The organism is Halorubrum marinum (assembly GCF_048381195.1).
GTDB lineage: Archaea > Halobacteriota > Halobacteria > Halobacteriales > Haloferacaceae > Halorubrum.
In genome coordinates, this window is sequence record NZ_JBLWMM010000001.1 from 598,776 (window position 1) to 611,811 (window position 13,036).

12 protein-coding genes are annotated in these 13,036 nt (G+C 69.0%); 7 read left to right on the plus strand and 5 right to left on the minus strand.

The window, feature by feature from the left end:
• Positions 1-472 precede the first annotated feature (472 nt).
• Complete coding sequence (locus ACNSN4_RS02925; RefSeq protein WP_418284260.1) at positions 473-1,498, minus strand: TatD family hydrolase; 1,026 nt, start codon at positions 1,496-1,498, stop codon at positions 473-475.
• Between the two features lie 179 nt (positions 1,499-1,677).
• On the opposite strand from ACNSN4_RS02925, the gene ACNSN4_RS02930 reads away from it, so the two are divergent.
• The 6 genes from ACNSN4_RS02930 to ACNSN4_RS02955 all read left to right on the plus strand — a co-directional run bounded on the left by ACNSN4_RS02930 (position 1,678) and on the right by ACNSN4_RS02955 (position 8,441).
• The gene (locus ACNSN4_RS02930; RefSeq protein WP_418284261.1) at positions 1,678-2,730 is read left to right on the plus strand and encodes a WD40/YVTN/BNR-like repeat-containing protein; all 1,053 of its coding nucleotides are present in this window, start codon (positions 1,678-1,680) and stop codon (positions 2,728-2,730) included.
• On the plus strand, positions 2,727-3,140 hold the full coding sequence (locus ACNSN4_RS02935; RefSeq protein WP_418284262.1) for a DoxX family protein: 414 nt from the start codon (positions 2,727-2,729) through the stop codon (positions 3,138-3,140). The genes ACNSN4_RS02930 and ACNSN4_RS02935 overlap by 4 nt, the downstream gene beginning before the upstream one ends.
• 57 nt (positions 3,141-3,197) lie before the next feature.
• On the plus strand, positions 3,198-4,553 hold the full coding sequence (locus ACNSN4_RS02940; RefSeq protein ID WP_418284263.1) for an MFS transporter: 1,356 nt from the start codon (positions 3,198-3,200) through the stop codon (positions 4,551-4,553).
• A gap of 77 nt (positions 4,554-4,630) precedes the next feature.
• On the plus strand, positions 4,631-6,418 hold the full coding sequence (gene polX / locus ACNSN4_RS02945; protein ID WP_418284264.1) for a DNA polymerase/3'-5' exonuclease PolX: 1,788 nt from the start codon (positions 4,631-4,633) through the stop codon (positions 6,416-6,418).
• Between the two features lie 60 nt (positions 6,419-6,478).
• Entirely contained in the window at positions 6,479-7,168 is a 690-nt protein-coding gene (locus ACNSN4_RS02950) for a DUF7095 family protein (protein WP_418284265.1), read from the plus strand.
• A gap of 118 nt (positions 7,169-7,286) precedes the next feature.
• Positions 7,287-8,441 carry a pyridoxal phosphate-dependent aminotransferase gene (locus ACNSN4_RS02955; RefSeq protein WP_418284266.1) on the plus strand — a complete coding sequence of 385 codons (1,155 nt, stop codon included), beginning with the start codon at positions 7,287-7,289 and terminating at the stop codon, positions 8,439-8,441.
• Positions 8,442-8,540: 99 nt separating this feature from the next.
• Here ACNSN4_RS02955 and ACNSN4_RS02960 read toward each other — a convergent pair whose 3' ends face one another.
• The 4 genes from ACNSN4_RS02960 to ACNSN4_RS02975 form a co-directional block, all read right to left on the minus strand.
• Positions 8,541-9,347 carry a class I SAM-dependent methyltransferase gene (locus ACNSN4_RS02960; protein ID WP_418284267.1) on the minus strand — a complete coding sequence of 269 codons (807 nt, stop codon included), beginning with the start codon at positions 9,345-9,347 and terminating at the stop codon, positions 8,541-8,543.
• 111 nt (positions 9,348-9,458) lie between these two features.
• On the minus strand, positions 9,459-9,914 hold the full coding sequence (locus tag ACNSN4_RS02965) for a hypothetical protein (RefSeq protein ID WP_418284268.1): 456 nt from the start codon (positions 9,912-9,914) through the stop codon (positions 9,459-9,461).
• Positions 9,915-10,074: 160 nt separating this feature from the next.
• Positions 10,075-10,950, minus strand: a complete 876-nt coding sequence (locus ACNSN4_RS02970) for a deoxyribonuclease IV (protein ID WP_418284269.1) — start codon at positions 10,948-10,950, stop codon at positions 10,075-10,077.
• A 48-nt stretch (positions 10,951-10,998) separates the two neighbouring features.
• Positions 10,999-11,853 carry a lipoate--protein ligase family protein gene (locus ACNSN4_RS02975; RefSeq protein WP_418284270.1) on the minus strand — a complete coding sequence of 285 codons (855 nt, stop codon included), beginning with the start codon at positions 11,851-11,853 and terminating at the stop codon, positions 10,999-11,001.
• A 153-nt stretch (positions 11,854-12,006) separates the two neighbouring features.
• Here ACNSN4_RS02975 and ACNSN4_RS02980 point away from each other — a divergent pair, with 153 nt between their 5' ends.
• Positions 12,007-12,921 (plus strand): serine/threonine-protein kinase RIO2, encoded by a 915-nt coding sequence (locus ACNSN4_RS02980; RefSeq protein ID WP_418284271.1) that lies wholly within the window; start codon positions 12,007-12,009, stop codon positions 12,919-12,921.
• Positions 12,922-13,036: the final 115 nt, after the last annotated feature.

Genomic DNA, 13,036 nt, shown 5'->3' on the forward strand with positions numbered 1-13,036 from the left:
TTATAAATAGAGGAGCGGCGTCGCTGACGGCCGTTTATTCGTGTTCGGCGACTCGACGACCAGGGCCTCCAAAGCCCCAGGCGCTCGGTGATACGTTGTTGACACCGAATCCGTGGCGAACACCTCCAAAGCCCCAGGCGCGAGGACGACTTACGCTCGCTGCGCTCCTCAGTCGCTCGTTTCACTCGCTCCTTGCGGTGCTTTCGTCGCCTAAGTCGTCCTCGCGCCTGCCCCTTTGAATCCCACCCAGCCGCTCAGCACCGCACCTCACACCTCCCCAGCCTCGTCGGCCACCCTCCGCGTTGCTCCGGGTGGCCGACTCCCTCGCACGTGCTCCTCGTGGCCGCCGGTGGCGGCCACTCGGAGGCGCGCGCCACCGCACAGTATCGATTTATAAGCGACCGTCGCTGTCGCTCAGTGATCTGCCTGAAGAACGTGGTTTCGACGGGATCGCACCGGTGGGAACCGCGGACTACTCTCGCTCGAAGTCGAAGACCTCTCGCGGGTTCTCCAGCACGACTTGTCGGATGTCGTCGACGTCGATCCCGTACCGGTACAGCTCGAATATCGCGCGCTTGAGGGCGTACGGGTCGGTCCGGAGGACGTTCGCGCAGTCGGTGTCGATCATGATCCGGTCGGGTCCGTACTCGTCGATCGCGTCGGCGACGTCGGCCGCGTCGACGCCGACCAGCCACGAGTGGCCGATCGTGTAGCTCAGGTAGCAGTCGGTCTGCTCCATCAGGTACGCGGTGTTGTTGCCGTCGGCGTGGGAGGCGACGACGCGGTCGTCGTCGAGTCCGGCGTCGCGCATCGCCTCGACGTCGAGTCGAACCGCGTCGAGCGCGGGGTTCTCACCGTCGAGGACGGGGTCGGCGCCGAGGCCCGCGTTCTTCTCGTAGCCGGGGGTCACACCGAGCCCGTCGCGGTACGACCGCTTCGCGTCGGTCGACGTGTTCGGCGTGTGGAGGACGGTCGGCAGGCCGTGTTTCGCCGCGAGCTCCATCTGCGCCTGTACGACCGCCTGCTGTTCGTCGACCCCCCACGCGCTGACGTGTTGGGAGGGAACGACGCCGGTCTCGCCGACCGCGACGACCTCGTCGAGCGCGCAGTACGCGTCCATCGCCGCTAACAGCTCGTCGGGGTTCTCGATACGGACGCCGGTGTGAACGCCGAGCCCCAGCTTCGCCTCGAAGAAGTGGTTCCGCTCGATGGCCGCGCGGCGGTTGATCGCGTCGTCCCAGAGAAACCGGATGTCGTCGGCCTCGACCGGTTTATACGGCGTCCAGTGGTAGCCCGACGCGACCATAAGCATGGACCGACAGCCGGAGAGCGCGTACCGCTCGCGATCGGCCCACGAGAGGGTGTGCGCGTGGTTGTGCGGGTCGATCCACGGGAGTGTGAGAAGCTCCCGCGGCGGGTCGATAGCTCCGTTGTCGGCGCTTTGATCGCCGAGATACGCCGCGTCCGTCGGTCGCTTCGTGGGATGGGATGTCGTCATCGGTGTCTGGTGTGGTGGGTCCGCCGTCGCTGTGGCCGAGGAGCCGACGGGGGTTCCCCGTCGTCGTGGTCGCGGCCGCGACGGGCGGTCCCCCGTCGCTCTTCGGTTGACCCCCCGGCCACTTAGCATTTTACAGCTTGGTAAAAACTTTAGTACGCGTCCGATCCACGTATTCGTGTATGACACTGTTGATCGGGACAGACGACGGCCTGTATCGGGTCGGGGACGTGCCGTTCGAGCGGGGCGACGCGGAGCGGGTCCTCGACTGCGAGGTCGTCACTGCCGTGAAGTCGTGGGATCACACTGACGGTCTCTTCGTCGCGTCGTCGACGGGGGCGTACCGATCGACGGACGAGGGACAGACGTGGGAGGACCTCGACGTGCCGCTCGGCGACCGGTTCTGGCACGCCGGGCAGAGCGAAGTCTGGTCGATCCTCGCGACCGCCGACGGCGCGCTGTACGCCGGAACGAACGACCCCTACGTCTTCCGCTCGATCGACGACGGGGAGACGTGGACGGAGCTGAAGGGGTTCCGAGACCTTCCCTCGCGCGGTCACTGGGAGTCCCCGATCGACCCGCACTACGCCAGACTGCGCGCGCTCGAAGCCGTTCCGGGCCGACCGGAGCGGCTGATCGCGGGCGTCGAAGCGGGCGGGATCCACCTCAGCGACGACGGCGGACAGACGTGGACCGACCGGCGCGACACGATCGTCGACGACGTCCACCAGATCCTGCCGGTCTCGGCGGACGTGTGGCTCGCGACGACCGGGTATCTCGACCACAACTTGGAGAATCTCGGTCTCGGTCACGCGGTCGGCGAGGGTGGCCTCTGGCGGACGACTGACGCCGGGGAGTCGTGGACCCGAATCGACGTCGGTAACGACTTCTCGTACATCCGGCGCGTGTTCGTCCACGACGGCACCGTCTTCTTCTGCGGCGGCGAGGAGGCGCCGCCGGCGTGGGTGAACGACGATCACGGCGTCGCGCTGTTCGAGTCGACGAACTTCGGTCGCGACTTCGAGCGCGTCCCCTTCCCCGGCGAGCCCCATGAGGTCATCGAGACGTGGGCCGTCCACGACGGCGACGTGATCTGCGGCTCCGGACTGTTCGACGTGCCGGACCAGCGCGACGACGTGGAGGGTCGGGTCATGCGTCGAACCGACGACGGGGCCTACGAGACGGTCGGCCGCGTCGACGCGAACGTCAGCCGCATCGAGGTGGTGTCGGCATGACCGACGCCGAGTCGGCATCGGCCGCACCGTCGACCACGAACGGCCCGCCCTCGGCGATCGGGCGCGCGCTCTACGGCGGCATCTTGGCGTACATGGCCGTCGACGGGTTCAAAAACAACGAGAAGCGCGTCGAGGTCGCCGCGGAGAAGGGCGTCCCCATGCCCGACGTGCTCGTCCCGTTCGTCACCGGCATGCTGTTCGTCGCCAATCTCGGGATCATTCTCTGGAAGTTCCCGCGGGCGTCCGCCGGGGCGCTGATCGTGTTCTTCCTCGGGACGACACCCGCGATCCACGACTTCTGGACGATGGAGGGGAAAGCGCGCCACGACAACAAGATCAACTTCCTGAAGAACGTCGCGCTCCTCGGCGGGGCGGTCATGCTCCTCGACGCGGCTGACGCGGACGAGTAGCTGTCTGTCCTCCCAAGACCGAACCACCTAACACCGTCCCTCACGCCATCTGCGTTCATGTCGGACTCGGGATCTGAGACCACGTTGGAAGGGGGGACCACGTCGGCGGCGTGGCTCTACGCGTGGGGGCTCGGATCGATCGCGCTCGGCGGTGCATCGCTCGTCGTTCCGCTCTACGTCGTCGAACTCGGCGGCGGACCGTTCGTGCTTGGCGTCTTGGCCGCTGTCGCCGCGCTCGTCGGGGTCCCGGCCGCGCTCGGTGCGGGCCGGATCGCCGACCGGACCGGAAAGCGCCGCGTCATCGTTCTCGCCATGTTCGGCCTCGTCGCGGTCGGTGTCGCGGTGATCCCGCTCACCGACGCGGTGGCTCCGGTGATCGTCGCGAACGCGGCGATCTGGTTCGCGTTCGCGGCGGCGACCCCCGTGTTGACGCTGCTCGCGGTCACCGACGCGCCGGAACGCGCGTGGAGCGAGCGGATCGCCCTGCTGAATCAGTACCAGGGCGTCGGCTGGGCGCTCGGCCTGTTGCTCGGTGCCGTGTGGACGGGCGTCGGTGCCCGATTCGCCTCCGCTGAGGCGGTGATCCGCTGGCTGTTCGTTCCGCTCGCGGGGTGTGCCGTTCTCGGCGTCGCGCTCGCGCTTCGGACGCTCCCCGCCGACCCGGCTCCCGGAACGGACCGACGCGTGTCCGGGACGCGCCTTCGCCGCGCGATCCGCACCGCCGACCGATTCAGCGTCCGAACAGCCACGTTCCCCTTCACCGTCGGCCGGGCCGACTTCCGCGGGCTCGACCCGCGTCGGTTCGCCGAGCGGTTCACCCCGGCGCTCGCGGCGTACTTCACCGCGGTGTTCTGCTTTTTCGCCGGCTTCTCGGCGTTTTTCGCCCCACTTCCCGCGTTCCTGACCGAGGTCGGGTTCGGCTCCGACGGCGTCTTCGCGCTGTACTTGATCAACGGGGTCGCCGCCGCGGCCTTCTTCGGTGTGGCCGGGAGGCTGAGCGCCAGCCACGACGTTTCGCTCCTCCAGATCGCCTCCCTCTCGACCCGCGGGATCGCTCTCCCCGCGGTCGCGCTCGTCGGCGCCACGTGGGGCGCGGCCGCCCTCGGATTCGGCGCCGCGGCCGCGGTGTTCGCCGTCATCGGCCTGACGTGGGCGGTGATCGCGGTGACCGCTGGCACCCTCGTTACCCGACTCTCCCCGGCGGCGATCCGGGGAGAGGCGCTCGGGATGTACGCCGCGCTCGGCGCGCTCGCCGGCGGTGTCGGTAGCGTTCTCGGCGGCTGGCTCGCCGCCGAGAGCTACGGCGTCGCCTTCGGGGTCGCCGGCGGACTCGTCTTCCTCGGCGCGGGAATCGTGTTCGCCGTTCGGTGGTACGCGGCGACGAGCGGGCCGACGACCGCCGCGGTCGCGTGATCGCCGCACCCGCGTGACCATCGCGCGCGTGATCGCCGCCCGACAATATAAGCAGCGCCCGACCGAACTCCGAGCAAATGAGCCGGAACGACGAGGTCGCCACCCTCCTCGAAGAGTTCGCCGATCTGCTGGAGGCGACGGGCGTCGAGTACAAGCCGACGGCGTACCGCCGCGCCGCCGAGAACGTCCGCGAGCACACCGCACCGATCGAGAACCTCGCGGGAGAGGGTGAAGACGCGGTCGCCGAGATCGACCGCGTCGGCGACGCGATCGCGTCGAAGATCGTCGAGTACTTCGAGACCGGTGAGATCGCGGAACTGGAGGAGCGACGCGAGGAGATACCCGTCGACATGGCGGGACTCACCGCGGTCGAGGGAGTCGGTCCCAAGACGGTCGGCAGCCTCTACGAGGCGCTCGGGGTCACCACGCTCGACGAGTTGGAGGCGGCCGCGGAGGCCGGCGAGATTCAGGAGATCTCCGGGTTCGGCGCGAAGACGGAGGAGAACATCTTGGAGAACATCCCGTTCGCGCGCGAGGCGCGGAAACGGACCCGCTTGGGCGACGCACGCCCGGTCGCGGACGCGGCGCTGGCGTATCTCGCCGACCTCGACGCGGTCGCGTCGGCGGAGGTGTGCGGCTCCATCCGACGCTGGAAGGACACGATCGGCGACATCGACCTCCTCGTCGCCAGCGACGCGCGCGACCCGATCGTCGAGGCGTTCACGGACTGGCCCGAGGCCGACGCGACGATCGAGGCCGGTACCGGGAAGGCGAGCGTTCGCGCGAGCGGGACCCGGGTCGACCTCCGGATCGTCGATCCGAACGAGTTCGGCGCCGCGCTTCAGTACTTCACGGGCTCGCGCGCGCACAACGTCGCGGTCCGCAACCGAGCGATCGACCGCGGGCTGAAGCTCAACGAGTACGGACTGTTCGACGTAAGCGACGCGGATGACACCGACGAGGGCGACGAGGCCGGTGACACCGCCACCGGCGGACGGCGCGTCGGCGAACGCGTGGCCGGCGAGACGGAGGACGGAATCTACGAGGCGCTCGACATGGACCCGGTTCCGCCCGAGCTCCGCGAAGATAACGGCGAGGTCGCCGCCGCGGCCGCCGGCGATCTCCCCGATCTCGTGGAGACCACGGAGATCCGCGGCGACCTCCACACGCACACCGACTGGTCAGACGGATCGTTCACGATCGCGGAGATGATCGCCGCGGCCGCCGAACGCGGCTACGACTACCACGTCGTCACCGACCACGCCGCCGGACCGGGAATATTCGGCAACACCGGGCTCGACGAGGCCGATATCGCGGAACAGGCAGCGGCCGTCGCGGACGCGATAAGCGAGGCCGCCACCGACGTCGAGGTGTTCCACGGGATCGAGGCGAACATCGACGCCGAGGGAGGTATCACGACCGACGACGCGACGCTCGCCGATCTCGATCTGGTCGTCGCCTCACCGCACTCGGCGCTCGGACAGGACGGCGAGGCCGCCACGGAACGGCTGATCCGAGCGGTCGAACACCCAGATGTCGACGTGCTGGGCCATCCGACGGGCCGTATCATCAACAGCCGTCCGGGGATCTCGCCGGACGTGGAGGCGGTCGTCGAGGCCGCCGCCGCCGCCGGGACCGCGATCGAGGTGAACGCGAACCCCGCCCGACTCGACGCCGACGGCGACACCGTCCGTGCCGCAGTCGACGCGGGGGCGACCATCGCCGTCAACACGGATGCCCACGCGCCTCGCGAGCTCGACAACGCCCGCTACGGCGTTCACACGTCGCGGCGCGGATGGGCCGAGACGGCCGACGTACTCAACGCGCGCTCTGTCGACGGGCTGCGCGACTTCCTCGACGACTGACTCCGTCCCGCTTGCGACCGAGCGTAACCGGTTTGGCCGCGACCCCCGTACGCGCATGTAATGAACCGCGAGCAGGCCGTCGACCGACTGGAGACCCTTCTTGACCGGGTCGAGCGCGAGACGATGCCCGTCCCCGTCCGCGAGGTGTGGGCGTTCGGAGATGTCGCGCTCGGGCTCGACCCCGTCGACCGGCTCGACGTGTACCTCACGAAGGACGTGATCATGGGGGGCGACGCCGAGGCGGCCGCCGCGTTCGAGGCCGAATACGGCGTCAAGGGCGTCGGCACCTCGGTTCGCGCCGAGTGGGCCGAAGCGCATCCGGACCGCGTGCGCGTGAGCGACAACGGGTACGCCGCGCCCGAGAAGTGTCTCGCGGCCGAACTCGTCGACGACAGCGAGGGACGTAGTCCCCCGGGCAACCGGGCTTCGCCCGGTGACGGCGAGCCGATCCATCTCGAAGTGTGTAACGCGAGCTTCGAGGACAACGTCCGCCAGCGACTGAAGGGGGCGCTGGCCCGCGACGCCTACGAGGAGGTGCTCGACCCGCGAGGGGTCTGCCTGTGGGTCGACGGCATCCGCGACGAGGAGGCGCTCGACCGGCTCCGCGAGGCCTCCCTCGCGATGCCGACGCTGCCCGCCGCGCTCGGTATGCTCGGGGCCGACGAGGACGTGGCACGCGAGGCCGCCGCGGTGCTCAAGCGGCAGCGCGCCGAACAGGAGGGAGCGTCGGTGCGCGGCGACATGGTGTAGGCGGTTATCCGCGGGGCGTTCGATGCTCGGCGGGGGTTCGCCGCCGCCGAGGCGTTCCCACCCGGACGCAGTTGGCCGCCACCCGACCGCTTTTGGGACCGATCGCCGTGTGGACGGTATGCCCACGCCCACCGACCGCGTCCGGAGTGCGGAGCGCTCGCGGATCCGCGTGATGTTCGACCTCGCACAGCGTCACGACGGCGATCTCGTCCGGTTAGAGGTCGGCGAACCGGACTTCGACACGCCGGGTCACGTGATCGACGCGGCCGCGAGCGCCGCCCGAGACGGCGCGACGCACTACACCTCCAACGCGGGGCTGCCGGCCTGTCGGCGGGCGATCAGCGACACGCTCGCGGGCGAGTACGGCGTCGAACACGACCCCGACGAGATCGTCGTCACCGTGGGCGGGATGGAGGCGCTCCACCTGGCGGTCCTCGCGACGGTGTCGCCCGGCGAGGAACTGCTCGTTCCGGGCCCGACGTGGCCCAACTACGAGACGCAGGCGACGCTCGCCGACGGGACCTTCCGCGAGGTGCCCATGCCGGCGGAGACGGGGTTCGACCTCGACGCCGACCGCGTGATCGACGCGATGAGCGACGACACCGCGGCGGTCGTGCTCACGACGCCGTCGAACCCGACCGGTCGCGTCTTCGACCCCGACGAGTGTCGCGCGGTCGTCGAGGCCGCGGCCGACCGCGACGCCTACGTGATCGCCGACGAGGTGTACCTCGGGCTCACCTACGACGGTCCCGCCGAGGGGATCGCCGCGTACACCGGCCACCCGGACCACGTGCTGACGGTCGGTTCCTGTTCGAAGGCGTACGCCATGACCGGCTGGCGGCTCGGCTGGCTCGCGGGCGACCGCCACGTGATCGACGACGTGGTGACGGTTCGCGAGTCGACCACCGCCTGCGCGTCCAGCGTCGCGCAGCACGCCGCGATCGCCGCGCTCACCGGCCCGCAGGAGCCGTTCGAAGAAATGCATCGCGCGTTCGAGGAGCGTCGCGACCTCGTCGTCGACCGGGTCGCCGCCATCGACGGGCTCTCGTGTCCCCGGCCGGAGGGCGCGTTCTACGCGTTCCTCGACCCCGGGATCGACGAGCCCGCGCTCGACGTCGCGAAGTACCTCCTCCGGGAACACGGCGTCGTGCTCGCGCCCGGCGACGGCTTCGGCGACACGGCGCCCGGGCGGCTCCGGCTCTCCTTCGCGAACTCCGTCGACCGGCTGGAAGCGGGGTTCGACCGGATCGAGGCCGGGTTAGCGGAGTACTGACTGCCGGTCGCCTTCCTGTCGTCTCGCGCCGAGGGACGGAGGCGTTCGACCCCGGTCGCCTACGTCGCTCGTCCGACCGTCACGTAACCCGCTCGACCGTCACGTAACCCGTCCGACCGTCACGTCGAACGGGACGCGCTCGGCGCGCTCGTACTCGCCCGCCTCGATCTCGGCGACCACCTCCCGCCCCATCTCGCGCCATCGTTGCCTGAGGTCGTCGTACTCCGTCTCGGAAGTCGCGGCCACCAGCTCCGCGCGGTGGTCGGCGAGCCCCGCGCCGGAGGCCTTCCGCGCCGCGGCCGCGAGCGCCGGCTCCGCGTACGGCGGCGCGGTCCGCTTCTCGTGGACGTACCTGCGGGTCCGGACATCCGTGAGCCCCGCCGCCGCGAACGTCTCCCGCACGCGGTCGCCGAGCGCGACGTCGGTGCGGACGCCGGTCAGATACGCCTCGCGCGCCTCGCGCTCCAAGCGTTCCTCGCTCGCGACGCTCGACGAGACCGTCACGTCCGCGTTGTCCGGCTCGATCGCGGCGACGAGATCCGAGGAGACCCGCGCGAACTCCGCGATCGCGGCCGCCGGGTCGGGGAGGTTACTCAGCAGGGCCTGACAGACGACGAGGTCGACCGCGTCGTCGGGAACCGGGAGACGGGTCGCATCGCCAGCGACGTACGGCAGTCCGGTCTCCTCGCGGGCGACGGCGAGGAGCTCCGCGTCCGCGTCGACGCCGAACACGGTCGTCTCCGGCGGCGTCTCCGCGTCCAGCACTCGCGTTAGCTCGCCCGTCCCGCAGCCGACGTCGAGGACCCGCCGACGCCCCGGAAGGTCGAGGTCGGCGAGGGCGTCCCGGCCGTCTGCCCACATCCCCTGGCGGGTGTGTTCGAGGTACTCCGCGGAGAAGCGTCGCACGCTCCTTCATTCAGCGTCCGGAAAAATAAACGCCCCGTCCTCGCGGTCGGACGCGTGTCGCTGCTCGTTCCCCTCGTCGACTCCTCGCCCGTCGACTCCTCGCCCGTCGGGTCACTCGGCCTCGCCGGAGCCGAACCCGACCAGATCTACCAGTAGTGCGGCCGTGACACCGGCGCAGTAGCCGACGAACGCTCCGCTCACGCCGAGGAGTGCGAACGATGTCGCCACGCTCCACAGGGGCGCATCACCGCCGCCGACGCCGGGGACACCGACCACGGTTCCGATGAGGACGAGTCCGGCGAACACCAGTGCGGGGACGACGCCCACGGCCAGACAGGCCGGGCCGCCGCACCGCGCGTAGGCGCCGGCGGCCGCGATGGGGGCCGGCGCGTAAAACACCAACAGGGGGATGATACGGTCCGTCAACGCCGCCGCGGCCGGGATATCCGCGAGCTCCGCGACGAGTGCGGTCGCCAGCGCGAGTGCCACGACGGCGGCGAACCCCACGACCATGGTGACGGCGAGCCCGCGTCGTCGCCCGAGGAGTAGCGCCTCTGTGGTGGCCATGTCCGCGGTTCGACGCTCCGTGCACATAAACCCGCGTCGGACGGGCGTCGGCCGCGGTGTGGCTCGAACGATCCAGCGCGGTGACTGAACGCACGACGCCGATCCGATGAGCCGAAAGAACGAGGGAGACGAGAGCCTCCTGTTCGACCGATCGGCCCGATCAATCCGCGCGCAGCTCTCGGACTCGCTCGATGTTCCACGCGAAGCTCTTTCCGTCCTCCGTCGGCGTTTCGAGTGCCAGCGGCACGTCCGCGAGCTCCGGGTGGTTCAGGATCCGCTCCATTCCGGCTTCGCCGATGAGCCCCTCGCCGATGTGGGCGTGCTCGTCCTTGTGCGTCCCACAGCCGTGTTTCGAGTCGTTGAGGTGGATGTACCGGAGATGCTCTAAGCCGACGACGTCGTCGAACTCGGCGACAGTCCGGTCGACCGCCTCGGGGGTCGAGAGGTCGTAGCCGGCGGCGAACGCGTGAGCCGTGTCGACGCAGACGTCGATGTCGGTCTCCGTGCGGTCGATGATCCCAGCGAGGTGCTCGAACTCGCCACCGAGCTTCGTTCCCGCGCCCGCGTCGCTCTCGATCAGGACCGTGACGTCGTCCGGTACGTCGAGGTCGTCGATGACGCTCGCGGCGTTGTCGAGGCCGCCCTCGACGCCCGCGCCCGTGTGCGCGCCGAGGTGGACGTTGACGTACGGAACCCCTAACTTCGTCGCCGCGTCGACCTCCTTTTGCATCGAGTCGAGCGACTTCTCGCGGAGCCCCTCCTTCGGCGTACAGAGGTTGACGAGGTAGGAGGTGTGGATCACCCACGGTCCCTCCAGGTCGCGTTCGGTGCCTTCGCGGAACTGTTCGGCCTCCTCGTCGCCGATGTCCGGATCCTGCCACACCTGCGGGGAGTGAGTGAATATCTGCCCGCAGTTGCCGCCGAACTGCGTCTGTCTGAACACCGCGTTCGCGATGTTTCCGTACGGCGGCGTTTCGGGATCGTTGGACGCTCTCGAACTGGAGATCGAGACGTGTGCGCCGACCTTGAGACTCATACCGTCATCAGGCAGGCGACTGAAAAAGCCCCTTCGGAACCGGTCGCGCTACGACGACGCGTCGCTCCCCGGTCGCGTCCGGATCCACTCGCCGTCCCTGTACTTCGTCTCCGCGAGCTCCCGCGCGCGGTCCAACTCGTCGTCGGTCCAGGATGAGTCAGTCGTCAACGATGTCCCGTCGGCCCCCTCGATCCACGCCGAGAGTGCCTCCTCGACCGCATTGACCGCCGCTTCGCGGTCGACACCGACCAGTTCGTCCATCCCGACGACGCGCTCGCGGAAGGCATCGGCCGTGACCGGCGGGTCGGCGAACGTCCCCAGATGTCGCTCCGCATCGACGGAGAACGTCAACGACCCGTGCTGAATCACGGCCTCGCGCTTGCGGTACTGGGCGTTGCCGGCGATCTTGCGGCGGCCACCTCCGTCCGCGCCGCCCGCCACCACGTCGTGTGCCGGGTGAAGCTCGCGGAGGTAGCAGGCGGGGTGATACAGCTCCGGCACCGCCTCCTCGACGTAATCGGCGTCGATCCCGAGCCGATCGAACGCGTCGAGGACGGGCTCACAGAGCAGGTGGTAGCAGTCGAGCAGCTTTCCTGGCACGGCGGCGGCAGGCACGGCGATCGAGTAGGCGATGTCTCCGTAGCCGTCGTGATAGATCCCGCCGCCGCCGGTCTGTCGTCTGGTGACGTCGATCCCCTCGCGCTCGCAGAACGCCCAGTCGACGGTCTCCGGGTCCTGTCGGTAGCCGAGGGTGAGACAGCTCGGCTCCCAGCGATAGGTCCGGACGGTCGCCGGGCCGCCGTCGGCTGCGGTCTCGGCGGCGACCTCGTCGAGCGCCATCTGCATCGGTCCCGGGCGGCTCTCCCCCCGGATGAGGCGCCAGTCGCCAGCGGGTGCGGTCATACCGCCACTGAGCGCGCCGATCCGAAAGCGGTTGCGTTCACGTTATCCCGAACGCGAGCCGCCGAACACGATTTGCTATCGCACTATGCGATTTATATACGTCGCCCTGTCGAACGCGCGCCCCTTTTAGGAATCGCCGGAGTAGAGGCGTGCATGGTTCGAAACGTCGCCAGCGAGATGGCGGAGCTCGACGCGGAGGACTTCTACCTCCTCTCCGGCGTCGAGCAGGGGATGCGATTCTCCGAGTGGGTCCGCCGCGACAAGCTCCCCGAATACGCTAACCTGACGCGTGAGGAGGTCGACTACCGAATCGACCGGTGTCTCGACCGCGAGCTGATCCAGCGGAAGACGATCCAGTACGAGGGATACCAGCTCACCTTCGAGGGGTACGACGCCCTCGCGCTCCGGACGTTCGCCGAGCGCGAGACCATCGACGGCGTGGGCTCACCCCTGGGGTTCGGCAAGGAGGGAGACGTGTACGAGGTGCAGTCGTTCAAGCCGCTCGCGCTGAAGTACCACCGTGAGGGATACACGAATTTTCGGGAGGTGAACCGCGAGCGCGAGTACACCGCCGACCGCGACCACGTCTCGTGGCTGTACACCGCGCGGAAGGCGGCCGAGCGCGAGTACGAGGCCATGGAGACGATGTACCCCGACGTGTCGGTGCCGCGACCGGTGGATCACAACCGACACGCCATCGTGATGGACAAGTTCGACGGCGTCGAGCTCGCGCGCACGCGACTCGATCCCGAACAGGCCGTCGGCGTGCTCGATCTCGTCTGCCGTGAGTTGGTCACCGCCTACGACCTCGGGTGGGTCCACGCGGACATGTCCGAACACAACGTCGCAGTCGCGGAGGGCGGGGTCACGATCTTCGACTGGCCGCAGGCCGTCCCCGTCGACCACGAGAACGCCCGCGAGTTCCTCGAACGAGACGTGACGAACCTGCTGCGCTATTTCGGCCGGAAGTATCCCCACGAAGTGCCGCGAGATATCGATGCGGAGGCGGTCGCGGCCGCTGTCGCCGACGGCTCGTTCGAGACGGTTCGCGCGTTTATCGACGAATAAATCGCATAGTGCGATATGAAAATGCGGTTATGTCGTTATCCGAGGCCACCGCCGTCGCGTCTCGTGTGCTGTCCTCCCGTACAGTTTAGGTCTGCCTAAGATTCGAAACCGATTT